General features: G+C 70.7%; 26 protein-coding genes, 1 tRNA gene and 1 pseudogene. 10 read left to right on the top strand and 18 right to left on the bottom strand.

What is annotated here, in order from left to right; all coding sequences use genetic code 11:
* Window positions 1-50: 50 nt before the first annotated feature.
* The 13 genes from ABD841_RS41095 to ABD841_RS37015 all read right to left on the bottom strand — a co-directional run bounded on the left by ABD841_RS41095 (window position 51) and on the right by ABD841_RS37015 (window position 10,919).
* The gene (locus ABD841_RS41095) at window positions 51-467 is read right to left on the bottom strand and encodes a hypothetical protein (RefSeq protein WP_486389212.1); all 417 of its coding nucleotides are present in this window, start codon (window positions 465-467) and stop codon (window positions 51-53) included.
* Between the two features lie 275 nt (window positions 468-742).
* Window positions 743-1,963, bottom strand: a complete 1,221-nt coding sequence (locus ABD841_RS37070) for a TolB family protein (RefSeq protein WP_344981494.1) — start codon at window positions 1,961-1,963, stop codon at window positions 743-745.
* Window positions 1,960-2,469 (bottom strand): SigE family RNA polymerase sigma factor, encoded by a 510-nt coding sequence (locus ABD841_RS37065; RefSeq protein ID WP_344981492.1) that lies wholly within the window; start codon window positions 2,467-2,469, stop codon window positions 1,960-1,962. Before ABD841_RS37065 ends, ABD841_RS37070 begins: the two co-directional genes overlap by 4 nt.
* 355 nt (window positions 2,470-2,824) lie before the next feature.
* On the bottom strand, window positions 2,825-4,456 hold the full coding sequence (locus ABD841_RS37060) for a pyruvate, phosphate dikinase (protein ID WP_344981490.1): 1,632 nt from the start codon (window positions 4,454-4,456) through the stop codon (window positions 2,825-2,827).
* 12 nt (window positions 4,457-4,468) lie between these two features.
* The gene (locus ABD841_RS37055) at window positions 4,469-4,969 is read right to left on the bottom strand and encodes a transcriptional regulator (RefSeq protein WP_344981488.1); all 501 of its coding nucleotides are present in this window, start codon (window positions 4,967-4,969) and stop codon (window positions 4,469-4,471) included.
* 193 nt (window positions 4,970-5,162) lie between these two features.
* Window positions 5,163-6,269, bottom strand: a complete 1,107-nt coding sequence (locus ABD841_RS37050; protein ID WP_344981486.1) for a TetR/AcrR family transcriptional regulator — start codon at window positions 6,267-6,269, stop codon at window positions 5,163-5,165.
* Window positions 6,270-6,599: 330 nt separating this feature from the next.
* Entirely contained in the window at window positions 6,600-7,097 is a 498-nt protein-coding gene (locus ABD841_RS37045; RefSeq protein WP_344981484.1) for a hypothetical protein, read from the bottom strand.
* A 135-nt stretch (window positions 7,098-7,232) separates the two neighbouring features.
* Window positions 7,233-8,267, bottom strand: coding sequence for a zinc-binding alcohol dehydrogenase family protein (locus tag ABD841_RS37040; RefSeq protein ID WP_344981482.1), 1,035 nt, complete (start codon window positions 8,265-8,267; stop codon window positions 7,233-7,235).
* 78 nt (window positions 8,268-8,345) lie between these two features.
* Entirely contained in the window at window positions 8,346-8,513 is a 168-nt protein-coding gene (locus ABD841_RS37035) for a hypothetical protein (protein ID WP_344981480.1), read from the bottom strand.
* A gap of 279 nt (window positions 8,514-8,792) precedes the next feature.
* A complete protein-coding gene (locus tag ABD841_RS37030; protein ID WP_344981478.1) occupies window positions 8,793-9,161 on the bottom strand; it encodes a hypothetical protein in 369 nt (122 codons plus the stop codon).
* Entirely contained in the window at window positions 9,158-9,751 is a 594-nt protein-coding gene (locus ABD841_RS37025) for a TetR/AcrR family transcriptional regulator (RefSeq protein WP_344981475.1), read from the bottom strand. Before ABD841_RS37025 ends, ABD841_RS37030 begins: the two co-directional genes overlap by 4 nt.
* A gap of 74 nt (window positions 9,752-9,825) precedes the next feature.
* Window positions 9,826-9,972, bottom strand: a complete 147-nt coding sequence (locus ABD841_RS37020; RefSeq protein ID WP_344981472.1) for a hypothetical protein — start codon at window positions 9,970-9,972, stop codon at window positions 9,826-9,828.
* Window positions 9,969-10,919 (bottom strand): GlxA family transcriptional regulator, encoded by a 951-nt coding sequence (locus ABD841_RS37015; RefSeq protein WP_425582106.1) that lies wholly within the window; start codon window positions 10,917-10,919, stop codon window positions 9,969-9,971. The genes ABD841_RS37020 and ABD841_RS37015 overlap by 4 nt, the downstream gene beginning before the upstream one ends.
* 191 nt (window positions 10,920-11,110) lie before the next feature.
* On the opposite strand from ABD841_RS37015, the gene ABD841_RS37010 reads away from it, so the two are divergent.
* The 6 genes from ABD841_RS37010 (at window position 11,111) to ABD841_RS36985 (ending at window position 15,730) form a co-directional block, all read left to right on the top strand.
* Complete coding sequence (locus tag ABD841_RS37010; RefSeq protein ID WP_344981469.1) at window positions 11,111-11,410, top strand: hypothetical protein; 300 nt, start codon at window positions 11,111-11,113, stop codon at window positions 11,408-11,410.
* Window positions 11,411-11,441: 31 nt separating this feature from the next.
* Complete coding sequence (locus ABD841_RS37005) at window positions 11,442-11,909, top strand: hypothetical protein (protein ID WP_344981467.1); 468 nt, start codon at window positions 11,442-11,444, stop codon at window positions 11,907-11,909.
* A 2-nt stretch (window positions 11,910-11,911) separates the two neighbouring features.
* Complete coding sequence (locus tag ABD841_RS37000) at window positions 11,912-12,196, top strand: hypothetical protein (protein WP_344981465.1); 285 nt, start codon at window positions 11,912-11,914, stop codon at window positions 12,194-12,196.
* A gap of 75 nt (window positions 12,197-12,271) precedes the next feature.
* Window positions 12,272-12,709 (top strand): DUF6010 family protein, encoded by a 438-nt coding sequence (locus tag ABD841_RS36995; RefSeq protein WP_344981463.1) that lies wholly within the window; start codon window positions 12,272-12,274, stop codon window positions 12,707-12,709.
* 514 nt (window positions 12,710-13,223) lie between these two features.
* Complete coding sequence (locus ABD841_RS36990) at window positions 13,224-14,555, top strand: aspartate aminotransferase family protein (protein ID WP_344981461.1); 1,332 nt, start codon at window positions 13,224-13,226, stop codon at window positions 14,553-14,555.
* Between the two features lie 263 nt (window positions 14,556-14,818).
* A complete protein-coding gene (locus ABD841_RS36985; protein WP_344981459.1) occupies window positions 14,819-15,730 on the top strand; it encodes a leucine-rich repeat domain-containing protein in 912 nt (303 codons plus the stop codon).
* Window positions 15,731-15,969: 239 nt separating this feature from the next.
* On the opposite strand, the gene ABD841_RS36980 is transcribed toward ABD841_RS36985, so the two are convergent.
* The 4 genes from ABD841_RS36980 to ABD841_RS36965 all read right to left on the bottom strand — a co-directional run bounded on the left by ABD841_RS36980 (window position 15,970) and on the right by ABD841_RS36965 (window position 18,851).
* Window positions 15,970-16,344: a hypothetical protein gene (locus tag ABD841_RS36980; protein ID WP_344981457.1), complete on the bottom strand. Its 375-nt coding sequence runs from the start codon at window positions 16,342-16,344 to the stop codon at window positions 15,970-15,972.
* 392 nt (window positions 16,345-16,736) lie between these two features.
* Window positions 16,737-16,961 (bottom strand): hypothetical protein, encoded by a 225-nt coding sequence (locus tag ABD841_RS36975; RefSeq protein WP_344981455.1) that lies wholly within the window; start codon window positions 16,959-16,961, stop codon window positions 16,737-16,739.
* Between the two features lie 887 nt (window positions 16,962-17,848).
* Entirely contained in the window at window positions 17,849-18,439 is a 591-nt protein-coding gene (locus ABD841_RS36970; RefSeq protein ID WP_344981453.1) for a DUF1707 SHOCT-like domain-containing protein, read from the bottom strand.
* A gap of 318 nt (window positions 18,440-18,757) precedes the next feature.
* A tRNA-Sec gene (locus ABD841_RS36965) sits at window positions 18,758-18,851 on the bottom strand.
* 145 nt (window positions 18,852-18,996) lie between these two features.
* On the opposite strand from ABD841_RS36965, the gene selD reads away from it, so the two are divergent.
* From selD to ABD841_RS36945, 4 genes are all read left to right on the top strand, one after another.
* Window positions 18,997-20,190: a selenide, water dikinase SelD gene (gene selD, locus ABD841_RS36960; RefSeq protein WP_344981451.1), complete on the top strand. Its 1,194-nt coding sequence runs from the start codon at window positions 18,997-18,999 to the stop codon at window positions 20,188-20,190.
* 662 nt (window positions 20,191-20,852) lie between these two features.
* Complete coding sequence (gene lanL / locus ABD841_RS36955) at window positions 20,853-23,516, top strand: class IV lanthionine synthetase LanL (RefSeq protein ID WP_344981449.1); 2,664 nt, start codon at window positions 20,853-20,855, stop codon at window positions 23,514-23,516.
* Between the two features lie 48 nt (window positions 23,517-23,564).
* Complete coding sequence (locus ABD841_RS36950) at window positions 23,565-23,687, top strand: hypothetical protein (RefSeq protein WP_344981447.1); 123 nt, start codon at window positions 23,565-23,567, stop codon at window positions 23,685-23,687.
* A 73-nt stretch (window positions 23,688-23,760) separates the two neighbouring features.
* A complete protein-coding gene (locus ABD841_RS36945) occupies window positions 23,761-25,545 on the top strand; it encodes an ABC transporter ATP-binding protein (RefSeq protein ID WP_344981445.1) in 1,785 nt (594 codons plus the stop codon).
* A gap of 28 nt (window positions 25,546-25,573) precedes the next feature.
* Here ABD841_RS36945 and ABD841_RS36940 read toward each other — a convergent pair.
* A pseudogene (locus ABD841_RS36940) lies at window positions 25,574-25,990 on the bottom strand (NrfD/PsrC family molybdoenzyme membrane anchor subunit); the annotation flags it as partial.

Here is a 25,990-nt window from a genome sequence, read left to right as displayed (position 1 = left end):
CCGGCGGCCCCGGCGGCTTCCGGCGCCGGGGCCGTCGCGCGCCTGCCCGGTCAGCTCCGGACGAACCCGTTGACGACCAGCGGCAGCGACGCGTCCACCCCCGCGACGTTCAGGACACCCGTGTCCCTCGGGTCGCCGATCGAGTACCCGGCGGCGGTCATCGCGGCGACCACGACGCGAGCCTGCTGGTTGACGGCCCCGCGGTAGGCCGCCAGCGACTGTTCGGGTGTCCTGGACCGCTGGACGACGCGCCCCGAGAAGGGCCCGGCGGGATTCGAACCTCGCGACCTCCGGCTCCCGAAGCGATAACCGATGGAGCTTCGACCCGCACCGCCACCAGACCTGACCAGGTCACCGGGCCGGAAGAGGACGCGGATACGGGAGAGGACACCGGCGGACCCTCTCCAGGAGACGACCGATGTGCTCGGCCCGAGCCCTCTCCGGACCCGATGAACTGCGGGAAACACTACCGATCTCCCTACTTGGGCACATCCGATTTTTCGGATACATCGGAAATGCCGGTCCGCTGGACCGCGCGGCCGCCCAACCGAGCCGCCGAGCAGCTCGGACGCGCACGGCGGGGCGGCGCGCCCTTCACCGCGGGGGCGTCCGCGTTCGGCGGGCGCCCCGTCCGGGCGGCTCCTTGATCTCGCGGGCCGGGATGACCGTCCCGGTGAAGCCGTGACCTGATCTCATCGGCCCGGATCACCGTCTCGGTGAAGCCGTTGCCCGCCAGGCGGGCCTACTTGACGGCGCCGAGGTTCACGAGCACCTGCTTGTTCCCGCGCTTGTACGAGAACAGTCCGTCCCGGAGGTGAATGGTCGGGAGGGCCGTGTCGCCCTTGCGGGCCGGGGAGCGGACAAGGGCGGCGGCGCGGCCGGTGGACAGGTCGTAGATCGACGCTCCCCGCTCTCCGCTCTTTCCCTGCTGGTAGAGCAGGAGGAACCTGCCCGAGTACGGGACGGGTCCCCCGAGCGAGACGGACCCCGGAAGGTTACGCTCCCCGGTACCGTCCCGGTGCCGGGCCTTCTGGAAGGTGACGCACCAGGTGACCCCGCAGGTCCAGCCCTTCTCCCCGGGCCCGGTGACCGCGTCGCTGCGCTCGCCGGTCCGCACGTTGAGGAGGTGGGCCATGGGGGGTTCCTTGGCGGGTCCGCCGGAAAGCCCGGACACGTCATGGGTCGGATAGCCCGCCCAGGGCCACCGGAGGAGGTGGTGTCGCTCCGTTCCGGGGACCAGCGTGGGTTCTCCGCCGGAGAGCGGCACCTGGTAGACGCCGCCGTCCTTCGCCGGCGACCACGCGACCTTGCCGTCCGCGATGGTCATGTCGATCCCGTGATAGGTGTCCTCACCGGACGACACGCCGAGGAACGACGTGATCTTCCGCGGTGTTCCGCCCTTGGCCGGTATCGTCCAGATCTCGACCGTCCTCTTGTTCAGCGTCGACCATGCCAGGAAGCCGTCGCCGGCGACCAGGGAGGCCACGCTGGGAGCCGTGAGAGTGGCGAGGCTGGTGAATTTTCCGGAGTCGAGGTCATAGGACCAGATCCCCGGTTTGAGCGCGGGGCCGCCCCGTAGAGCCCTGCCCACCACCGTGCGGTCGTCCAGGAACAGGTCCGCGTTGAAGGCCTGGCCGTTGGGCAGACCGGCGGGAATCTCGTGGACCGCCCGGGGCCAGACGCGCTCGATCGGCGGTGCGACCTCCACGACGGCGGGGGCCGCCTGCGACACGGTGGTGTCGGGTTTCACGGCGGGTGCCGGGGACGTGGTGGAAAGTACGCGCGTCCCGAGCACGGATCCGGCCACGACGGCGGTGACCGCGGCCGCCACCGCCACGCTGCGGCCGCGCCGCCGCCGGACATACCTCATGTCGACCTGCCTGACGAAGTCGGGCGGGGCCGCGGGGGCGCGGGTGGCGGCGCGGGTGAAGGTGCGGGTGAGGGCGTCTTCGAGGTCGGTCATCGTGCGCTCCCGTTGGCGGACAGGGTGATCGTGGAGGCGGCGGATCGGAGCTTCTCAAGGGCACGGGAGGCCTGACTTCGCACGGTGCCCTGGGAGATGCCGAGGATCTCGGCGATCTCGGCGTCCGTGCGTTCCTCGTAGTAACGGAGCACCAGTACGGCCCGCTGCCGCCGGGGGAGCTTGGACAGCTGCTCCCACAGGTCGGCGTCGTCGTCGGCCCGTGCGAACGGGTCGTCGTCACCGGGTCTTTCCGGAGGGTCCCACGCCAGGTGCTCGCGCCTGCGCCTACGCCAGATGTTGATGTGCAACCGCGTGATCGTGGTCCGGACGTAGCTCTCCGGGTCGCGTTTTCGCTGCACGCGCGACCACGAGCCACGCAGCCGCACCAGGGCCTCCTGCACCAGGTCGGCGGCGTCGTGCGGGTTGCCCGTCAGCATGTAGGCGTAGCGGAGTAGCGCGTCCGCCCGGTCGCCGGCGAAGTCCTCGAAGCGTGGTTCGTCGTCCACGGATCAGTTTCCCCTCTCGTCTGTCCCGGCTAAGACGGAGAAGAGGGGCAAAGTGTTGCATCCCCAAAGAAACAATCCGGCTTCGTGCCGCTGCGGGAAGCGACTGCAGGTCGGAGACCCCACCGGGTGACCGGACGCCGCAGGCGAATCCGGGACCTCGGCGGTCTTGGCCGGGAAACCGGCGGACACCGCTGACCGGCGAAGACGCCGAGCCCGGGTGGGGCGGCAGTTGCCTGCCCCGCTCCCACGGCAACCGCACCCGCCCCGCGGCGACCGGCTCCGGCGTTTCCCCGGCCCGGAGCCGCGAGTCCTCAGCGACGCCGACGCCCTCGTCGAGGAGCGGGTCGTCTGCGTCTCATGCCTTCCGGAGGACGGCGTGGGCCGCCGTGAGGCGTTCCGCGTCGTCGCGGTCCGGGCCGCCGCCCGAGATTTCGTCGGCCCATCCGAGCAGGCGGTGCAGGTGGAAGCCGGCCGGCGCCGTGGTGACGCGGGGGCTGCCGACGACGACTTCCCCGCCCGTCCCGTCGATGGTGACGAGTGTGCCTTCCGGGAAGGTACGTCCCCCGGCTCGCACGGAGGCGGTGGCGGCGTCGACGGTGAGATCCGCGGCTCCCACGACGGCGGGTTTCCCCATCGCCCGCGCGACCACAGCGGCGTGGCTGGCCGGCCCGCCGCGGGCGGTGACGACTCCCGCGGCGGCGGCCAGGCCGTGCATGTCGAGTGGCGAGGTCTGCGGACGTACCAGGATGACCGGACCACCGGCTGCCATCCGGACTGCCCTGTCGGCGGTGGTCACGACCCTGCCGACCGCGACCCCGGGACAGGCGCCCAGCCCCCGGGTGAGGATGTCGGGCGCGTCGGCGAGCTCTATCCGGGGCGTGCGAACGTATCGGAGGTGGTGCGGGGAGATCCGGAGCAGTGCCTCGCGGCGGCTGATGAGGCCCTCGTCGGCCAGCTCGACCGCGACGCGGACCGCGGCGCGCCCGGCGAGACCACCGGGCCGTACCTGCAGGAGCCACAGCTTCCCCGCCTCGAAGGTGAACTCCACGTGGCAGGCGTCGCGGTAGTACTCCTCGATCCGGCCCATGGCCTCCAGGAGGCCGGCCCACACCGCCGGCTCCCGTCCGGCCAGTTCGGTCAGGGGCCGGGTCGCCGACCTGCCGGAGACGACGTCTTCGCCCTGGCAGCCGAACAGGACGTCGCCGAACGGGACGCTCTCGCCGGTGTTGGGGTCGCGGCTGAACGCGACGCCGGTTCCGCTGCGGTCGTCGCGGTTGCCGAACACCATGGCCTGCACGGTGACGGCCGTACCGAGTCCGTGCGGGATGCCGTGCAGCTCGCGGTAGGTCTTGGCGCGCGGGGTGTCCCACGACGAGAACACGGCCCGGACGGCCAGTTCCAGCTGCCGCATCGCGTCGTCCGGGACCGGTCCGGCGGCTCGTTCGCGGATGCGGGCCGCAACGCCTCGGATCGCGTCGGCGAGGCGTGTCTCCTCACCGCCGGGTCCGCGTTCGGCCGCCTCGCGTGCGACGGCGTCCGGGCCCCCGGGAGGCAGGCCGATGACCGCGGAAGCGAAACCGGACAAGAACCGCAGGCGCGAGTCGAGCGCGAACCGCACGTCACCCGTCTCGGCCGCCAGCCCCGCCGTGGCCTCGGTGGTCAGCCCGACGTTGAGGATCGTGCTCATCATGCCGGGCATCGACACGCTGCCGCCTGAGCGGACGGACACCGCCAGCGGCCGCTCGTGTCCGCCGAAGCGCCGTCGCGTGACGGCTTCCAGGCCGGAGACGGCAGCCGCCAGCTCGGCGTCGAGGCCGTCGGGAAACCGCCCGTCACGCAGGAAGGCGCGGCATGCCCCGGTGCCGATGACGAACCCGGGGGGCACGGGCAGCCCGAGACGGTGCAACACGACGAGGCCGTGCCCCTTGCCGCCGAGAACGTCCGGCGTCTCCTCGGTCTCCGCCGAGAGCGGGTGAATCCAGGTCATCGGCGCGGCGGCTCAGTACCGTGGGATGCCCAGGGTGGCCAGCAGGTCTTCGTGAAGCTGGAACCACACGATGTGGTAGGACTCCATGTCGTTCGTCACGTACTCCACCGCGCCGGACCTGGCTCGGGTGAGTGCGTGGGCGAGCCGGACCCGGTACCGCCGGAATCGGAGCAGCACCGCGGCCAGGTCCGCGCAGACGGCATCGGCACGCCCGTGGAAGTCCGTGAACCGGTCCAGGATCCGGGAGTCGTAAGCGGGATCGGTGTGGTCGTTCGGCGTCGCGACACCGTCGGCGGACCGCATCTGCCATGCCGTGCACAGATCGAGCAGCTCCGGGTTGAGCACGAGGAAGTCGTCGTACGCCCCGGCCACCGCGGTGCGGGCGCCGGCTGTGTCGAGCTCGGCACAGATCCGCTCGGCAGCCGCGACGCGGCCGGCCTCGGTGAGACCCCACCCGCCGAAGTCCCCCGGAGCATGCGTGACCAGGCCGGCCACGGCGAGGTCGATCAGCACGGATTCCACCTCGGGCGCCGGAAGTCCCGCTGCTCCGGACACGCGGGCGAGACCGGCGAACCCGACACAGCGCAGGGTGTGGAGCACCAACAAGTCGTTGCCGGTCGAATGGGGTGAGCCAAGCATGTCGTCCGAGTTTTCTCCCTGTCCCCCGGTCTCGTCGTGGTGCCGAGGACATGTCGAGCGGTGCGGGTCATCCACCGGCTTCACCGAGCCGCGTAGCGGTCGAGCCGCCCGCGGTGGCCGCGGCGTGGGCGGCGCCCCGCCCGTAGGCCCGGGAGAAGATCCTGCCCGCCCGGATGCGTACCGCGGCCTCGGTGGCGTCACCCGGGTCCGGGACTCCCACGGCCGACGCCACGGCGGCGCGCTCGTCGAGGACGAGGCGAAGACCCGGCCAGGCGTCCGGGGCGAACACACGTCGCAGGCATGCGGTGAGGTCGCCGATTCTCAGCCGTACGAGACGCCCGACCTCGGCCGGGTCGCCCGTCACCACGGCCACGGTGACCTGGTCGCCCGGGCGGGCGGCGCGGACCGCTTCCTCGGCCGCCTCCAGCCGTCCGGTCCCGAGGACCGCGATCACCCCGTCGGCGTCGAATCCGACCGGACGGCCGGTGATCTGATCCGGCAGCTCCGCGGGCGGCTCCCAGGCGTCCTGGACGAGGTGCGCAGCGGTGACGTAGGGCAGGTGTGGCGGGTTCCACGTGTCGGCGAGGTCGAGGCCGGCCAGGTGCTCGCAGGCGCGCACCACATCGAAGGGATCGCCGAACCCCGGTGCCGCATCGGCCAGGTGTCCCGCCCCGCTCAACAGCGTGAGGACCAGCTCGGCCAGTCGCACCAGCCGCACCCGTCCCATGCGGTGCGGTACGCATGACTCGAGCGCCAGAGCCAGCAGCAACGCCTCCACTCTGGCGAGCTGCGCCAACGCGGTGCGGCCCGGTTCGTCGTCGAACAACCCGGCCAGTGAGCGCGACTGCAGCTTCCCGCCGGCGGGCGTGTCGCCGGTCAACGGCAGCCGCTCCAGCCAGGTGCGGGCGAACGCGCCCATCGCCTCGTCCGAGCCGGTCGGCGACGGCGCCTCGGCGGCACCCGTGTGCTCGATCGAGTCGACCAGGACCGCCAGGTAGAGCGCGCGCTTACTCGGGAAGTTCGAGTACACCGCACCCCGGGTCAGCTCGGCCCGCTCCGCGATCCGGTCGACCTTGGCGTCGAGGTATCCACGCTCGGCGAACTCCTCTCGCGCCGCGGCCAGCACGGCCGCTCGGGTGCGCTCCTGCTGCTGCGCCCGGGTCAGTCTGACCATTGCCACCTCTGTGATTCGCCGCGACCTAAAGATGCGTTCAACATCTAGATGTTATCATCATCTCAACACTCCGGATGCGGGCCTCACCGGTCGGAGGAGACTGCGGCCGGCTGCCGAAACCCCCTGTTCCGGCCGGGGCCCCGGCCGGAGGACCGCGCCTTCGGCGCTTACCGGCGGTCCCGGAATGAGGTCCGGAGCCGGCACGGACAGACGGGGCCGCACGCCGGGTCGAGCAGGCCCCGGCGACGAGGAGCCCGGGATTCGGGGCGGACCCGCAGCCAGGCGAACCGTTACAGCCGGGCGAAGGTCCGCTCGACGTGAAACGAGCTGTCAGACGCCGAGTTCGTCACACAGGTCGGCGTAGCGGTCAAGGTAGTCCGGGTTGCTCCGGAACTCGCCGAGACCGATCACGTCGAACTCGTCCATCGAAGCGGACGCCCGCACGCCAAGTGCGGCAAGCGCCTCGTTGATCGATGCCCCGTCAGTCGTCAGTCGTCTTTCACCGGCGAACGCCGCAGCCCACTGGCCGCCGACACCGCCGAAGTACTCCGTCTGGACGATCGCGAACCGCGGCTCGTCCGCGCCGGTCACCTCACGGACGAGGTCGCACAGCACCGCCTCTCTCGGGAACAGGCCGGGAAGGCCGCGCCGGGGCAGGTCCAGCAGCGCCCCGTTGCCCCGCACCGCGGCCCAGTAGGTGGAGAAGCAGTGATCGATCGGGAACACACTGATGCCGTCGTGCACGAGTCTGGCATGCAGCCCCACCGAGTGGGCCCGCTCGACGTCGACCGATCCGGCGACGACAAGAGCACAGATCCGGTGGGGCACGCCGGCATCCTACCCGGCAGCCGTGGATCGTCTGATCGCCGATCCGAACCGCGCCGCGTCAGACGGTGACGGACATGGCGTCGCGCCCGGCGGCCGCACCCGGCGTGGGCGGCCGGTGGCCACCCGCCCGCCGGCTCAGAAGCCGGTGAGCGTGATCTTGCCGATCGCGGTACCGGACTCCAGGATGCGGTGCGCCTCGCGCAGGTGGGCGGCGTTGATCGTGCCGAGGTCCGTCGTGGCGGTGGTGGCGAGGATGCCCGCGTCCACGAGCCGGGCGACCTGGGTGAGGATGTGGTGCTGCGTCGCCTGGTCGGGGGTCTGGTACAGCGAGCGGGTGAACATCAGCTCCCAGTGGAAGGAGATGCTCTTCGACTTCAGCAGGCCGATCTCCACCGCGCCGAAGTCGTCGATGGCGACGAGCCGGCCGAACGGCTTGAGCATGTCGGCGTAGGCCGCGAGGTTCCGGTCCGTGCCGGCCGTGCTGAAGATGTAGTCCACCCCGCCGGGTGCCACCTCGGCCAGCTGTTGCGGCAGCGGGCGGTGGTGGTCGACCACGTGCGTCACGCCCATCCGGCGGGCGAACTCGACGGTCTCCGGCCGGGAGGCGGTGCCGACCACGGTCAGGCTGGTGAGGGCCCGCGCCAGCTGCGCCACCATCGCCCCGACACCGCCGGCCGCCGCTGTCACCAGCAGCGTGCCGGTCTGCTCCAGGGCGCCCTCGCGCAGGCCCAGCCGCTCGAACAGGCCCTCCCAGGCGGTGAGCGAGGTCAACGGCAGCGCCGCCGCCTCGGTGAAGGAGAGCGTGGCGGGCTTCCGGCCGACGATGCGCTCGTCGACGGTGTGGAAGCGCGCGTTCGTACCCGGCCGGTCGATTGCGCCGGCGTAGTAGACCTCGTCGCCGACCGTGAACATTTCGACCTCGTCGCCGACCGCGACGACCGTGCCCGCGGCGTCCCAGCCGAGCACCTTGGGCTCGCCGCCCGGGTCGTTGTTCTGGCGCACCTTGTAGTCCACGGGGTTGACCGCGACGGCCTCCACCTGGACCAGCAGGTCGCGCGGGCCCGGCTGCGGCACCGGCAGCTCGACGTCCACCAGGCTCTCGCCGTCCTGGATCGGCAGGCTCTTGCGGTAGGCGACCGCCGGCATCGTCGTGTACTGGATCTCACTCATCACGGTTCTCCTCACTCTGGTCTCTCTGGTCGGCGAGCTGCCCGCATACCGCGTTCCCGACGGGATGGGCAGCCCTGATCACGCATACGACGGCGGTGGCGCGTACCGGGCTCCGCTGCCCGGCCATCGTCGCCCCGCGACGGTCCCGTCGGCGGCACCCGCGGCGCCGGCCGGGTCCTGCCCGGTGACCGGCCTGCCGCCGGTGACCAGGTGGCGCTCCCGAAGCGGCGAAGGGCCTGCGATCACGGCCTGCAACATACCCCTCGGGGGGTAGTAACCTTCAAGGGCAACTGCTTTCTTTTGGGAAGTGTTGAGGTGAAATACCGGAGAGGCCGGGCGAACGGCCGGCGATCAGCGGGCGGGACGAGGACCTCCGACGACGGGTTGGCGGCCCGGCCCATGACCGTCGGCTACCGGCGAGTCTGCCGGGACGGGATGATCACGGCGACGGCTGACGCGCGTGGCCGCGGTGGTCGTCGAGCGCCCGGCCGTCGGTGGCCGGCTCGGCGGCGAGCACGGCCCCTTTCAGGCGCTCAGCACCTTGCGGAGCAGCTCGGCGAACTCGGCGGGGTGCGTGCTGAGGCCCGTGTGCCCGCCGGGGAAGTGGATGAGCTCCATGCCGAGCCGCTCGGCCAGGAAGGCGGCGGGACGGTAGGGCAGTTCACCGCGCGATTCCGCTCCGCCCGCGAGTACGAGCCGGTCCGACAGAGCCGCCAGGCGATCCAGGTCCGGGGCGTAGGCCATGAAGCTCGGCACGATACGCCCGAGGAAGTAGGGCATGTTCGCCATCGTCCGCTCAGCTCGTGCCGCCGCCTGCGGCGGTAGCGCGGTGGCGGCCTGCGCGTTGACGGGCAGGCCGCCACCACGCAGGCGGCCGGTGGTCGGGCTGGTCATGATGGGTCTCCTTCACAGGGTGCGGGCCAGTGCTCCAGGAGGGCGTGCAGGGCGTCGAGGCAGCGGGCCCAGGAGGCCTCGGACGGGCGCGCGTGCGCGAACCCGCCAGCGGCCTCGAGGCTGACGAAGCCGTGGAGCGTGCTGCGCACCAGCCGGACCGCGTCGGTCAGGTCGGGCTCGGCCAACGCATAGGCGCGCAGCATGCTGTAGGTCAGCTCGACCGCGCGTCGCGGCCCGGGAGCCCGGGCCGCGAGCTCGGGATCGATCTGTGTCGGGATCTGCGTCGCGGTGTACCGGCCCGGGTGGTCGTGGGCGTACGCCCGCCAGGCGTTCGCGAACGCCACCAGCGCGTCCTTCCCGGCCCGCCCGGCGGTGGCCTCGGCGATGCGGATGGTCTTCTCGTCCGCCGCCAGCAGCGCGATCCGTCCGCGCAGGTCCTCCAAGCCGCGCACGTGCACATACAGGCTCGCGTCCTTCACCCCGAGACGCCGCGCCACCGCCGACATGGTCACGTGGTCGAGCCCGACCTCGTCCGCCAGCTCAGCGCCCGCGAGCGTCACCCGGTCCGCCGTCAACCCGGCCCGCGCCATGCGCGCACCTTCCTTCTCCTAGAGGCAATAAACCATAACCTAATATCCCTAGGTTATCCCTTGAGGGCCGAGGATTACAGACCGGGCAGCGGAACGAGACGGCGGTCGACGGTGGAGCGGTTGCGGTACCAGCGGGTCAGCGGCTGGTCGGTCGGGCAGCGCGGGCAGCGCTTGGTGGGCGCGGAGTATCTCCCGCTGCTCGCGCGGTTCCAGGCCGTCACGAGGCGTTGGTCCGGAAGGAGAAGCGGTAGGACTGCGGGGTGACGCCGACGACGCGCTTGAACCGCTCCCGGAAGGCGGTGGCCGAGCCGAACCCGGCCTGCGCGGCGATGCGTTCGACGCCGTGGTCGGTGGTCTCCAGCAGGAACTGCGCACGCCGTACGCGTGCTCGCAGCAGCCACTGCAGCGGGGTGGTGCCGGTCTGCTCGCGGAAGCGGCGGCTGAAGGTCCTCTCGCTCATCCCGCTGCGCATGGCCATCTCCGCCAACGTCACCTCCCGGGTGAGGTTGTCCTCGATCCACGCCAGCACCGGCTCCAGCAGCGAACCCCGGGGTACCGGCGGCTGCGCGTGCACGATGAACTGCGCCTGCCCGCCCTCCCGTTCCAGGGGCATCACCGACAGCCGGGCCGAGTCCGCGGCGACCGCCGAGCCGAAGTCCCGCCGGATGACGTGCAGACACAGGTCCAGGCCGGCCGCGGCTCCGGCCGAGGTCAGGATCTGGCCGTTGTCGACGTACAGCACGTCCGGCCGCACATCCACCCGGGGGAACATCGTGGCCAGCCGATGGGCCGCCGCCCAGTGCGTGGTCGCGCGCAGCCCGTCCAGCAGCCCGGCCGCGGCGAGGGTGAACGCCCCCGCGCAGATGGACGCGATCCGGGTGCCGGCGGCCGCCGCCGCGCGCAGGGCGTCGAGCACCTCCTCCCCGGGCGGCGAGGCCTTCTCCGAGCAGCCCGGCACGACGATCGTGTCCGCCTCCCGCAACGCCTCCAGGCCGTGCGGGGCGACGAGCGTGAACGCCTCGCTGACCACCTGCGGCGTCGCCGCGCAGACCAGGACCCGGTACGGCCGGCGCCCGTCCGCCAGCCGGGCACGCCCGAACACCTCGATCGGGGTCGCCATGTCGGCGGCCACCACATGGTCCAGAGTCAAGATCGCCACCGTGTGCATAGGGACACGGTAGGCGAGAACTCGCCATCCACAAACGAGCTGGTCAACGGATCGGCATCGGGAATTCCGCCGATTACGGCGGATGGCGAGAACCCGGTGGAAATTGTCGATTCAGCCCATGGGGCCGGGTGGACGAGCCGGTCTAGCCTTGCGCTGCGAAAGCCCCGAGCGCCGAAGAAGGAGCAGCGCTGATGCACGCGCAAGTGGTCTTGTCCGACGGTTTCGACCCGCTGGACGCCATCGCGCCGTACGAGGACCTGTACGCCGCGGGCGCGGCCACCGACGGCGCGGTGAGCGTCGAAGGCGCCCGCGAGGTTCCCCGCGGCACGCCGCCGCTGACGCTGCGATCCGCCCGGGGCCTCTCCCCCGCCCTCCGACCGCGCGCGTCCCGTACGCCAGACCGCAAGGAAGAACGCCGTTCACCATGTCTGTTGCCGAAGGCATCCGTAATCCGATCACCGACGTCCCTCCGGGCGAGCAGCACGGGGTGACGGGCAGGCACCGAACCGCCGGAGCCGGCCGGTGACGAAGTTCCTGCTCTCCGTCCACGTCCTGGCCGCCATCATCGCCATCGGCCCCGTGACCGTGGCGGCCAGTATGTTCCCCCCGGCGGTGCGCCGCGCCCGGGCGGCCGGGGCGGACGCCGTCTCCCTCTCCTCCGTCCGGCTGCTGCACCGCATCTGCCGCGTCTACTCCGTCGTCGGCCTGGCCGTGCCGGTCTTCGGCTTCGCCACCGCGAGCAGTCTCGGCGTCCTCGGCGACGCGTGGCTGATCGCCTCGATCGTGCTCACCGCCGCGGCGGCCGGCGTCCTCGCGCTGCTCGTCCTTCCGGGGCAGGAACGCCTGATCGCCGGGCTGGACGGGGCCGGCGCCCCAGTGGCACGCGGTGCCACCTCGCGCCTGGGCATGCTCACCGGCGTCTTCAACCTGCTCTGGGCGATCGTGACAGTCCTCATGATCGTCCGGCCCGGCTCCACCACGGGAGTGTGACCGTGAACCGCACCAGACGGCCCTTGCGCATCGCCGCCGCGGTCGAGCTCGCCTCGCTCGTCGTCCTGCTGGGCAATCTCGCCACCGCGCACCTGCCCGCCGTCTCCTCGCTGGCGGGGCCCGTGCACGGCTGCGCGTACCTGTTCACCGTCATCGCCGCCATCCGCGACCCGCAGCGCACTCCGGCGGCCGCCGGCCTGGCCTGGCTGCCGGGGATCGGCGGGCTCCTGGCCCTGCGGTACCTGGACAGGGCGCCGCAGCGGGCCGACCAGGTCCGCGCCGGCTGAAACCGGGCGCACCTCCACCATGTCCAGACACCGTCAATGCAACGTGTACGTTCACAGAACGGATCACCACACCTCATGTCCATCTTCATGCCGATCCTGATCGGTCTGATCGCCGTCTCTCTCATGTCCCTGATCCCGGAGCCGCATCGGCGCCGTGTCAATGCCGTGGTGGTCGCCGGCGCGGGCGCCGCCTACCTCAGCGGAGGCGGACTCGGGTACTGGGAGTTCGTCCTGCCGGTCGTCATGAGCTACGTCGCCTACCGGGGGCTCGAGAGCTGGGCCTGGATCGGCATCGGCTGGCTGCTCCACACCGCCTGGGACGTCGTGCACCACCTCAAGGGAAGCCCCATCCTCCCCTTCGCCGAGCACTCCTCCTTCGGCTGCGCGATCTGCGACCCGGTGATAGCGCTGTGGTGCTTCGCGGGCGGGCCTTCGGTCTTCGGCCGGGTTCGCGCCCGCCTGTCCCGCGAGCCTGCGGCGCCGCTCGCCTCCCCCGGCGGGCGACTCCGCTAGGGTTCCGGCCTCCGGCCTGCCCGGAGCCCGTCACCTATACAGAACTGCCGATCGTCCTCATAGTCCTGCTTCTCCTGCTTCCGGCAGCGGTTATCGGCTCCGGCATGATCCTTACACGGCTCATGGCCGGGAATTCGTGGCCCTGATCCGAGGTTCATCACGGCAGCTCGCGCCGGGCTGTGCTCGTGGAACCCTCAGTGACCTTTTCGAGCCCGGCCGCGTACCACCTGATCCCCGGGGGCGCGATGTCCCTGATGTGCGCTTCTCCGGCGGCCTGGAAGCACGTGTTCTCACGCACCCCGTGAACAACGTCATCCTCTTGGTGCCCACGATGCTCGCCGGTCAGGCCGCGTCTATCCTTGACCGGAGCGACGGAACCGGCGGTCCGGTCATGCTTCTTCCTATCGCCAGGATGTTTGGCGCGACCTTCCACGCCCGCCGGCGAGGCCGCCGAAACCCCATGACGACCTCGGCTCCGCTGCCACCGGCCCGAGCGAAAGGCAGAGCGTAACCCGTGGAAGACCTCGGCTTCTGGAACGGAGTGGAGCGCCACCTCGTTCGGTACGGCGCGACCTTCACCCCGCGGATCATCGAGCGCGCGAAAGGTTCCTACGTCTACGACGAGCAGGGCAATGCGATTCTCGATTTCACCTCAGGTCAGATGAGTGCCGTACTCGGTCATTCCCACCCCGACATCGTCGCGACAGTCACGAAAGCCATCTCCAGCCTCGACCATCTCTACAGCGGAATGCTCAGCCGCCCGGTCGTGGATTTCGCCGAGCGACTGTCCGGAACACTGCCGTCCGCGCTGTCGAAGGTGTTCCTGCTGACGACGGGGGCGGAATCAAACGAAGCCGCCATCAAGATGGCGAAGCTGTTCACCGGCAAGTACGAGATCGTCTCCTTCGACCGGTCCTGGCACGGCATGACCTCGGCCGCCGCCGCCGCGACGTACTCCGCGGGCAGGCACGGCTACGGCCCGCCCGCGCCGGGCAACATGACGTTGCCGACGCCCAACGCCTACCGCTCGCCGTTCCGTCGCGCAGACGGCTCCTACGACTGGGAGACGGAACTCGACTACGGGTTCGAGCTGATCGACCGGCAGTCGTCGGGCAGCCTCGCGGCGGTCCTGGTCGAGCCGATCCTGTCCTCCGGGGGCATCATCGACCCGCCGGTCGGATACCTCGCCGCCTTGAAGCGCAAATGCGTGGAGCGGGGCATGCTTCTCATCGTCGACGAGGCACAGACCGGCCTCGGCCGTACCGGCGCCATGTACGCGTTCGAACGCGACCACGTCGTGCCGGACATCCTCACCCTCTCGAAAACCCTCGGGGCGGGGCTCCCCGTGGCCGCCGTGATCACCACGGAGGAGATCGAAGAGGTCTGCCACTCCCGGGGCTTTCTCTTCTACACGACACACGCATCCGATCCCCTCGCCGCCCTTGTCGGCTTGACGGTCTTGCGGGTGGTCGAACGAGAAGAACTCGTGCAGCGGGCCGCCGCCCTCGGTGAACGACTCCGAGCGCGGCTCCTCGAACTGCAGCAGCGCCATGAGGTCATCGGCGACGTGCGCGGCAGGGGGCTGCTGCAGGGCGTCGAACTCGTGACCGACCGCGCGACGAAACGCCCCGCCGAGCGACTCGGTCAGGCTGTCACCGCAGCGTGCCTGCGCCGCGGTTTGCACATGAACATCGTGCAGATCCCCGGCATGGGCGGGATCTTCCGCATCGCACCCCCGCTGACGCTCGGCGACAGCGAACTGGACCACGCGATGAGCATTCTGGACTCCGCGCTTACCGAGTCACTGGAGGATGCCGCCCGGACCCCGCACCGGGACCACCCATGATCAGCGATTCATCGCCTGGTGTCCCGAGTCTCTGATTCGTCGTCAATCAGGGCCTGGGACGCCTTGGGCCCCGGTTGGCCGCGTTGGCGTTGACAGATCGTAAACGGCAGCGGGCTTCTTCGATACCGCAGGCACCAGCCGACCGCGCATTCTCAATGATCCGCAAGCCGTTCACCAGTGGCGGCCTCTAGCTTCCTCCTCGTCCCCGGCGCTTGAGCAGCACGGTGGGGGCGGGCCCAGGCGCGACATCGAGAGGAACGACCTTGAAGAGGCTCGGCTACGACGAGAAGGTCGTCAGAGACGAGATCAGCAGGTGCCTGAGTGAGGGGTCGACCGTAATCGACCTGTCCTGGCAGCGCATCGACGTGTTGCCCGAGTCGGTGGACGACGACCTCACCCACATCACCAAACTGGACCTGAGCCACAACCGGCTGACCGCCCTGCCCGACTGGGTGGGCAACCTCACCAACCTCACCGGACTGGATCTGAGCGACAACCGGCTCACCGCCCTGCCCGGCTGGCTGGGCGACCTCACTCAGTTGACCCTGCTCCTGATGTGGAAGAACCGGCTGACCACCCTGCCGGAGTCGCTGGGCGGCCTCACCAACCTCGAATGGCTCAACGCGGACTACAACCAGCTGACCACCCTGCCGGAATCGATGGGCGGCCTCACCGGCCTCACCCAACTGGACCTGCGCGAGAACACGCTGACCACCTTGTCGGAGTCACTGGGCGGCCTTCGCGACCTCACCGGACTGGACCTGCGCAACAACCGGCTCACCACCCTGCCCGAGTCGCTGGGCGGCCTCACCGGCCTCACCGAACTACACGCGCGGGGCAACCGGCTCACCACCCTGCCGGAATCGGTGGGCGACCTCACCAGCCTGACCAGACTCCTGCTGAGCGAGAACGAACTGGCCTCCCTGCCCGAGTCGCTGGGCGGGATGTCCGCCCTGAACGATCTCTACCTGGACTGCAACCAGCTCACCACCCTGCCGGAATCGGTCGGCGACCTCACCGGTCTCACCAGGATCTTCCTGTACGACAACAGGGTGACCACCCTGCCCGAAACGCTGGCCGGGCTCCCCAACCTCACCTACCTCGGTCTGAGCCGCAACGAGATGACCACCCTGCCTGAATCGCTGAGGAGCCTCGCCGACATCGCGCATTTCTGACCCGCGCCGCACCTCCTCCTACAAGCCCACGACGGGGTTGCCGGTCCAGCGGTCGCGTCCTCGACACGGCCGGGCAGTGCCCGGGATCCGTCGGCCCAGCCGCCGTGCCGGTCGATCCGCTCCATCGGGATCGCACACGACACGTCATACGGCGGCCGAACATAAGCCTGCGGTCGATCGCCCAGCCCGGTCACGACGACCGCATGGTGGATCCGATCGTCCCGACGGGACGAAGAAATTCAGTGCTGCCCGCTCGGCTTATCGTGTTCCTTTTCCTTCTTGCAGCGTTGGCTGCCCTTCTGCCACCCGGGGTCGAATCCATCGTTCCAGCCGCTGTCGAAGGTTTCGGGTTGGTCGCCCGGGGCGTTGAAGAATTTGTACTGCTTGCATTCCTTGGCGGCCCGGAAGGCTGCGCGGAAGCCCGCGCGATATCCCTTCCAGTACTGCGTGCTCCGATTTTCCGGAGGTGGGTCCGCCACTACCGAGGTCTGCGTTCCGTCGACAATCGTCGACGAACCGGGGACGGCCCAGGCGGGCAGGAATACGAAGGCGGCCATTAGTGTCGAGCCCGCCAGCATCAGGCGCTTGCCGCGCAGAGCATTTTCATTTCCCATACGACGCCGCCTCATCTCTTTTCCGACAAGTGGCTACAACTTGATCCTCAACCCCGCACGCCTACATGTCCATGCGGATTGACGTAATCGTTGCTGCCAATCTCCAAGAGCCTGCCCTCCTCATGGGAGGCGGGCGTCGGGCGGAGGCGTTCGTGTTTCCCAGCGTTCGGCGCGGCGGTTATGAGGACCGCTCAGGCGATGAGCAAGGCGCCGGAGCAGGGGCTCCCGGCGGGGCGACGGCTGATGAGCGGGCGTGGGCTCGCCTCGACGCTGACGCCGGCGCCGGGCGGCGCCCGGGAGGACGCGGCGGCCATCATGGACCCGGGGCCCGAGCAGGGCCGAGAACGACGAAAGAACCCTCGCCATCGCGGCGGGGACTTCCTCGCGTCTGATCAGACGGCAGTGCGCCGGAGTTCTTCGACGACGGTGAGCTCCGTCAGAGAATCACCCGTGGTCTCCAGAATGCCCATACGGCCCGTTGTGAGCGCGTACGCCTCCAGCTTCAACGCTTCGTTCCGCGCGACCTGCGAGATGAGCCCTTCCGGCATGTCCGGCCATATCATGTCGAGAACATTCTCGATTGAGCGTCCTTTGGCTTTGGCGACCTGGCCCAGCACGGCGCGCAGTTCCTCTGCGGACTTCGCCCCGAAGACGATCGGAGCATCGTAGGACGCGTCAGATTGACGCCCGAAGAGGTTGGCGATGTGGTCTCGTGAGGCTTCGAGGAGGTCGACGTCCTCGGCAAGGTGAACGCCCCGGAGGGCGAGTGCCCGCGCTCCGGTCGTCGCGCTTCAGCGATTTCAGCAAGGTCGACGGAATGGTGGTCAACACTGTTGGCGAAGCGGACAGTCTCAGCGAAGCCGAGATCCTTGAAATACTCCTCCCGGATCCTGCTTGATCTGCTCTGCCGTCCGTAGCGGATAAGCAGCCTCTCGACTTCGGCAGGGTTGCGGTGGGCGACGGACAGCCACAGACGCACGATCTTGAAGCCGTAGGGGGCGGCGACCTCGGCGTGTTCACCGATGCGCTCCATCGGGTTGGCGATCTTACCGAGAGTGGCCGTCTCAAGGGCGTCCCGCAACAGGGACGTCCCCACGACCGGCGCCGCGGGCCGTCTCACGGCCAAGCTGGATGCTCTCGGCCACGAAACGTCCACGGGCGTCTCTCAGGCGACCGCTCGCGTCTCGTGCGAACTCGTCGGCGGCGTCACGTCCCCAGCCGCCGAAAGATCCCACCAGACGCCGAGATGTGGCGGGTGCCTGCCGTTCGACGCCTGAGTCGTCCAGTTCGACACCATGCCGTCCGCCATGATCGACATGTACGCGGGCCGGATGCGTGCGGCATCTCCGCTCGGGACGCCAGCTCGGCGGTCACGGCCCGCCCCCGCAGCCCTCGGCGGACGCGCGGACGAACAGGCGGCCCCGGTGGTCGATCACAACGTTTCCGGGATCCCGTTCCTCTGGTGCCGGGACCACGTGCCCGCGCGCGACGTGCTCCGCCTCGTTCATACGCCACCGCGCCGCTGCACTCGGCGTTCCCAGCTGTTCGGGTGGCGGATGACCACGCCCCCGGTGCCGCCACTGCCGGCAAGGCGGATCCACGGCGTCCCGGAGAGCCGCTCCGACGTGGTCTTGTCCTTGAAACCACCAAGGCCCGGATTCATTTCGGAGGTCTCCGCCGCCCACCCGTCGGGGATGATGATTGTGACACCGCTCGTCTGCCCGTGCGCTTCTATCGCGATCTCGGGCAGCCGGCATTGGGTCTGGGTGAAATCGAGTTTGACGCCACCCATGCCGCCGTACACGGTGATCTGAGCAGGTACCCGCCAGCGTCCGGTCCGCGCTGCGCCGTTCATACCTCCCTTGATGACCAGCGGCTCCACCGGAATCTCGGGTGGCAGATCGGCGGTGAGGGATACCAGGTCGGCGTAAGTCTTGGCGTTCAGTGCCAGATCCAGCCGCACTTCCAGTTCGCCGAAGTCGAGTCGCCCTTCGGCCGCCGCCGTATTCAGCCGCTCTACCACCGCTTCGCGCTCGTCATGCGAGACACGCATCTGATCAGGGCGGAAGGGGGCCGGTTGCTGGTTTTCGCCCATCGTGTTCGCTTTCGGGTAGGGGGTGACCGTCCCCGGGATCCTGGGAGATCACCACCATACATCCCCATAACGCGGATTATGAGGGGTTATTAATGATCATCAGGCGGGACATTGACACGCAAGATCTTTCAAGCCCGTGACGCCGGCCCTCAGCCGAACACCTGCCGCAACGCGCGCAACAGGAACCGTCGGGAAGCTGGCAGCCCGCCGGCGTCCGACAAGACCCCGGCCACGGTGCTGCCCGCCGTGGCCCTTACCCGGCCCTTCTCCCGGCGTCGTGGTGCCGCGGCCGGCCCGGGGACTCCGGTCAGACGGACAGCGGAGGCGGACGGGAATCGAACCCGCCAGGCCGAGAACCTCGGCCTCGTCGGTTTTGAAGACCGGGGGGGCCACCAGGCACCCAGACGCCTCCATGAGAGAACCTACCCCGGGGCGGGTATGGGTGAGGACGGCTCGCCATACCACGGTGTGGCGCGGTCATGCAAGGAGAAGAGCGGCGGACTGGACCTGGCCGGGATCGTGGGGTGGGGAAAGCGTCGGGCGAGAGGGAACACGACATGGCGGGGACGGCGACGGGGCCGGGCGCTTCGGCGAGTGCCGGGACGGCGGGGCCGGAGGGGATCCGGCTGACGCGGTACGCCCACGGAGGCGGGTGCGCCTGCAAGATCCCGCCCGGTGAGCTGGAGGCCATCGTCGCGGACCTGCTGGAACGGCCGGGTGGACGCCCGGAATCCACTCCGGGCGAGCGCTCGGGCAGAAGCCCGGACGGACGCTCAAGCAGGAGCCCGGACGGACGCCCGGGCGGGGATCCGGACGGACGCCCGGCTGCGGGTTCGGACGGTTCGGGCGGAGACTTCGTCCGCCCCTTCCCTACCGGAGAACTGCTCATCGGGCTGGACGACGGGGACGACGCCGCCGTGGTCCGCGTCGAGGGCGGCCGGGCGATCGTGGCCACCGCCGACTTCTTCACGCCCGTGGTGGACGACCCCTACGACTGGGGACGGATCGCGGCGGCCAACGCCCTGTCGGACGTCTACGCGGTGGGCGGGGAGCCGCTGGTCGCGGTCAACCTGCTCGGCTGGCCCCGGGAGACGCTGCCGATGGAGCTCGCCCGGGAGGTGCTGCGCGGCGGCCTGGAGGTGGCGCGGGCCGCGGGCTGCCATGTCGCGGGCGGGCACAGCGTCGACGATCCCGAGCCGAAGTACGGCATGGCCGTCACCGGATTGGCCGACCCCGGCCGGTTGCTGCGTATCGACGGCGGGCGTCCGGGTCTGCCGATCTCCCTGACCAAGCCGCTCGGCATCGGCGTGCTCAACACCCGGCACAAGGCGACCGGCGAGGTCTTCCCGCAGGCGGTGGTCGCGATGACCACGCTGAACCGCGACGCCTCCCGGGCGGCGCTCGCCGCCGGCGCCGGGTGCGCCACCGACGTGACCGGGTTCGGCCTCCTGGGCCACCTGTACAAGCTGGCCAGGGCGAGCGGCGTCACGGCGGTGGTCGACACGGCGGCCGTGCCGTACCTGGAGGGAGCCCGCGAGGCGGTGCGGGACGGCTACGTCAGCGGCGGCACCCGGCGCAACCTGGCCTGGGTCGAGCCGCATCTCGACGCGGGGCGCCTCGGCGAGGAGGATCTGTTGTTGCTCGCCGACGCCCAGACCTCCGGCGGCCTGCTCGTGGCGGGCGAGATCCCCGGTGCTCCGGTCGTCGGCGAGTTGCTCCCCCTCGACGGGTCCGCCCTGCGGCTACGCTGAACGGCGCGCACCACCGTCTGCGAACCGCCCTATCAGCAGGTGCCCGACCTGCCGGTGCGATTCCACCGCGGCCGAGGCGTTCGGCGCCACCCTCAAGCGCGAAACTCTCCAGGGCAGCGGGGCGCTGGCCCACCGCCCACGCCTCCCGTCTGACGGTCCTCGCGTGGATCACCCGCTACGACACCGAAGAAACCACTCCGCCCTCGACCACCTCAGCCCGGCTGATTATGAGCAGCGGTTCGATAAGGTACTGATCGCCGCGGGACCGCCGGTTTCCCCGCCTCGGGGTGAAGCCCTCTTATGCAAATCCCCTTTTTACCGGCACCGGTCGCGTGCTGGTGGGCGCGTATGACGGTGGAATCCACGCCGCCTTCTCATATCCGACCGGTCCGGCCTCCGCCACTGCGGTCAGCAAACCGGCGGGCGTTTCCGGTCACAGCACCGGCGCGGGGCCGTCCCCGGCCGGCCTCCCACCCGACCGGTTTCCCAAACGGACCACAAGTGGACACTCGGCCATTCCAAGCAGACACAAGCTATTCACAAGGACGATCAGAGAGACTCCGCTGGCAGGACGACGGGGCGCCGGAAAGTTTCCAGCGATGACCCCGGACGGCCTCCTCATTCACGCAGGGGAACTTGTGACGACCGAGAGCGAGAAACGCGTGAGAACGTATTCGGAAGACCCCGACTTCCTCCGGGACATCGTGGCCGCCGAACTCGGCCGTGCGCAGGCGCAGAACTGGTCGATCACCGAGGACGGCTTCTGGTGCAAGATCACGCCGAAGGCGTACGAGCTCCCCGACCAGGGGTGGAAGCTGCACGTCTCCGCGACGATGCTCTCCGCTCCCGTGGTCCTCTCCCGGGTCGCGCGGGTGCTGGCCGAGGCGGGCTGCGCGTTCAAGTTCCCCGCGCGGCTGCACGACTACTGGGACCTTCTCCAAGCGCACTGCCCCCGCGCGCAGGCCGGGAAGTTCGTCACCGTCTACCCGCGTGACGACGCCGAGTCGGTGCGCCTGGCCGCTCTTCTGGACGAGGCGACCCTGGGCCTGCCCGGCCCCGTGATCCTCTCCGACCGCCCCTACCGGCCGGGCGGAATCGTGCACTACCGCTACGGCGCCTTCGGCGGGCACCGGGTGCTGGGCAACGACGGGTTCTACGAGATCCGGCTGCGCTCCCCGGATGGCCGGTTCGTGTTCGACGAGCGGAGCCCGCAGTTCTCCCCGCCGTCGTTCGCGGTCTGCCCGTTCGAGACTCCGGAGGCGGAGCGGCGTTCCGGAGCGGCCTCGGTCATGCTGAACGACCGCTTCGTCGTCCGCGAGGCCGTACGGCATGCGAACCGCGGCGGGGTGTACCTCGCCGAGGACACCAAAACCGGGCAGCAGGTGGTCATCAAGGAAGGCCGCCCGCACGCCTGCGCCGACCTGAGCGGCGGGGACGCACGGGACCAGATCGCGATGGAGCGTTCCGCCCTGGAGCGGCTGGCCGGGAGCGGGGCGGTGCCCGCCCTGGTGGACTTCTTCGAGCAGGGCGGGCACGTCTTCCTCGTCGAGGAGTTCCTCCCCGGAACCACACTCCAGCGCTGGTCGAACCAGAACGCCGGCCCTCTCGGTGAGAGCGGGTTCGGCAACCGCGCGGAGAAGGTCCTGCCGATCGCCGGTCGGCTGGTGAAGCTGCTGAGGGCGGTGCACGAGCGCGGCCACGTGTTCCGCGACCTGTCGCCGAACAACGTGATGGTGCTGCCCGACGGCGACCTCCGCCTTATCGACCTGGAGTGCGCGGCGGTGCCGGGCACCGTCGTCATGATAAGCGGGACCCGGGGTTACCTGGCGCCGGAACTGGTGGACCACTGGAAGAGGTTCCGGCCCGCGCCGGAAGCGAGCGCCGACCTCTACAGCCTCGGCGCCTTGGTGTACTTCCTGGCGGTCGGCGCACCCCCGGAGCCGCCGGCCCTGCCTCGGATCGCGGCGGTGTCCGCGACCAACCCCACGCTGGCCCTGCTGCGGCCCCTCGTCGAGGGCCTGATGGCGGCGGAGCCGCAGCGGCGCTGGCCGCTGGAGGAGTGCGAGCGCTTCCTCGCCGGGCTCACACCGGCCGCCCCCTTCTCCAAGGGGACGGACCGGGCCCCCGAGCTGACCGACCGCCTGATCGGTGACGGGATCACGCACCTGGTGGAGGCGGTGGAGGCGTGCGACGACAGCCTGTCGCCATGGTCGGACCCCGTCACCGGAGACGGGACGGATCCGTGCTCGGTGAACGGCGGCGCGGCCGGTTTCCTCGGTGTGCTGACCCGGGCTCTGCCCGAGGCGGGGGTGGCCGGCGCGGTGACCGCGGTCTCCGGCTGGTTGCGGCGGCGACTGGAGGAGGAGGACGACTGGCGACCCGGCCTCTATTTCGGACGCGCCGGAGCGGTGTGGGCGCTGTACGACGCGGCGACGGCCCTGGGTGACGCGGACCTGGCGCGGTTCGCGGTGCGAGCGGCGGCTCTGCTGCCGGCGGACTACCCCAGTCCCGACATCACCCACGGACTGGCCGGCTGCGGCATGGCGGTCCTGCACATCGCGCTGCGAACCGGAGACCCGGCGCTGCGGGAACGCGCCGCCGAGATCTTCCAGAACCTGCACGACGCGCGGTCCTACCTGGACGGGCATCCGCAGTGGCCGACACCGGAGGACTTCGACTCCGGTCTCGCCGGCGTCAACCACTTCGGCTTCGCGCACGGCATCGCCGGTATCGGGACCGCGCTGCTCCACGCGAGCCGGGTCCTGGACCGGCCGGACTGGGCGGCGACCGCCGACGAGATCGCCCGTACCTTCTACGCGTACGCGGACCTCGACGGCGACACCGCCTGGTGGGCCACGCTCCGCGGTGAGCCGGAGATCGCGCGCCCCCGCTGGCCGCACTGGTGCAGCGGATCGTCGGGAGTCGGCTCCTTCCTGGTGAGGTACTGGAACGCCACCGGCGACGAGCGTGCCCTGGCCCTCGCCCGGGCCGCGGCGACAGCGGTGCACCGCACTCGCTGGCAGTCGGAGACGGCGTGGTGCCACGGACTTCCCGGTGACGCCGAGTTCCTGCTCGACATGGCCGACTTCACCGGCGACGACCGTTACCACCGGCAGGCCGTGGACCTGGCCGGCTGCCTGGAGACCCGGGCGGCCGAGCACTCCGGCCTGCTGCTCGTCCCCGGCCGGGACGATCGTCCCGGTCCGCTCTTCCTCGGAGGTACGGCGGGCACCGTCGCCTTCCTCCTCCGGCTGCGTCACCGGCGTCCCCGGCTGTGGATGCTCGACGACGCCCTCGGACTCACCTCCCCCTCCGGGGGACGGTGACGGCAAAGGGGCCGCACAGGGCGGCTCCCCGACCACAAGGAGAACACCATGTCCTTCAACATCCAGGACCTGCAGGCGCTTCCCGAGCGCGAGCCCGCCGGCAACGAGGCGATGCGCCTGACCAACTGCAGGACGCAGCAGTACTTCGGCTGCACCAACGGCGACGTCTGATGTGACGGCTCCGCCCGCCCGGGACCGGGCGGGCGGAGCCCCACCCCGTCTCCAGACAAGGAACAGTCCGTCCGTGCACGATCGCTCCCCCTCCGATCCGGAGAGCTCTTCGGCTCCCGGGACCCGGCGCAGGATCGTACGGCTGTTCACGCCGCACAGATCCGCCCTCTGCCTCGTCATCCTGATCATCATCGTCTACTCCGTCCTGAACGCCGCCGTACCGCTGCTGACGCAGACGGTCTTCGACCGCGCGCTTTTCGGCCCGGACGGCCCCGACCTGCCGCTGCTCGCCCTGCTCGCCGGAGCCGCGGCGGCACTGGCCTGCGGGGTGGGAGCCCTGGACCTCTGGCAGACCTGGCTGACGGGCCGGGTGGCGCAGCGGGTGGTACACGCGTTGCGGACGGAGATGTTCGGCCGCGTCCAGCGCATGCCGCTCTCCTTCTTCGCCACCGAGCGGAGCGGTGAGATCCAGGCGCGGCTGGCCGGTGACACCGTGCAGATCGAACGCGCGGTCAAGGACACCCTGCCCGAAATCCTGTCGAGCGTCGTCAGCTTCGTCGTCGCGACGGGCACGATGTTCCTCCTGTCCCCGGCGCTGGCGGGTGCCGCCCTGGTGCTCGCCCCGCTCGTCCTGCTGGTGTTCTCCCGCTCGGGACGGGCGCTGGAGCGACTGTCGGTCGCGGGCCAGCGCAGCCGGGCGGAGCTGTCCTCCGTCATCGCCGAGCGCCTCTCCCCCGGCGGCACCACCCTGGCCCGGGTACACGGCAGGCGCGGCGAGGAGGCCGTACGGTTCGCCGCGGAGAGCGAGCGGCTGGCCCGGCTGGAAGTGCGCTCGGGGATGGTGGCCCAGTGGGTGCTGAGCGCGGGCCACGTCTTCTTCACGCTCACCCCCTACCTGGTGTTCGTGGCGGCCGGGTTGACGGACGGGATCACCCCCGGCACGCTCGCCGCCTTCACCGTGCTGCAGGCGAGGACCTACCAGCCCCTCGGGCGGATCCTGCAGATCTCCACCGACTTCCGTTCCGTCCTGGGCGCCTTCCAGCGGGTCTTCGGCTATCTCGACCTGCGGCCGGAGCCGGAGCCCGAACCGGAGCGGGAACCACGGCGGATCCCGGCCCACGGGCCCGGCGCGCTCACCGTCCGCGAGGTCGGCTTCCGCTACCCCGGGGCGGACGAGGAGGTCCGGCCCGCGCTGTCCGGTGTGAACCTCGACATCCCGGCCGGGTCCGCCACACTGCTCGTCGGCCCGAGCGGGTCCGGCAAGACGACCCTCGGTCACCTGCTCGCCGGGCTGCACCCGCCGACCGAGGGGAGGGTCCTGCTCGACGGGACGGAGATCAGGGCGCCGCTGCCCGACCGGATCTGCATCGCCGTACAGGACCCCTTCCTCTTCCAGGGGTCGGTCGCCGAGAACCTCCGGTACGCCGCCCCCGACGCCACGGCCGACGACCTGGTGCGGGTCTGCCGGATCACCCGGATCCACGACCGGATCGCGGCGCTCCCCGGCGGCTACGACTCGCCGGTGGGCGAGCGGGGGGCGCTGTTCTCCGGCGGCGAGCGGCAGCGCATCGCCCTGGCCCGCGCCCTGCTGGCCGACACGCCCGTGCTCGTGCTCGACGAGGCGACGTCCGCGCTCGACCCGATCACCGAGTCCGAGGTGGTCGAGGCGGTCCTCGCCGAACGGCGGGGACGGACGACCGTGATGATCACTCACCGGTTCGGCGTGCTGGAGTCCTTCGACACCGTCGTGGCCATGGAGGGGGGACGGGTCGCCCAGCAGGGCGCCCGGCTGGACCTCCTGGACGACCGGCACGGCCTGTACGCGCGGATGATCCGCGCGCAGACCGGAGCCGGGTAGGGCCCTCGGCAGCCGGCCGGTCGGCCGGCTACGGCCACGACCGGGCCGGTGCGGGAACCGACGCGGGTTTTCCGGCTTCCAGGCGTCGCCGCTGGGGCACCACCGTGTACTTGGGGTCGGCGGCCGAGGCACGGCCCGCCTCCAGGATGGCGAAGCGGGTGAACAGGGAACCGGCGGTCAGGGCGAGGCCGGACAGCGCGGTGAGCACGCGGTTCCGCCCGGCGACCGCGTCGAGCAGGCCGCCGCCCGCCGTCAGCGCGCGGGCCGCGCGCATCCGGCGGCCCGCCTTCCCCTGCCGGTACGGCTCGCCGGCCAGGCCGAGCCGGTGCTCCATCACCGCGCCGGCGGCCGTCTCCACGGCGGCCCCGAGCACGGCGACGGCGCGGGGCGGGGCGGGGTCGGCGCGGGGTGGGGGCAGCATTCCGGCGGGGGCCGCGGGGGCGAG

The sequence above is a fragment of the Streptosporangium fragile genome (assembly GCF_039534445.1).
Classification (GTDB): Bacteria; Actinomycetota; Actinomycetes; order Streptosporangiales; family Streptosporangiaceae; genus Streptosporangium; species Streptosporangium fragile.
The sequence above is the reverse complement of the archived record's forward strand: the minus strand, read 5'-3'. Positions and strand labels throughout refer to the sequence as shown.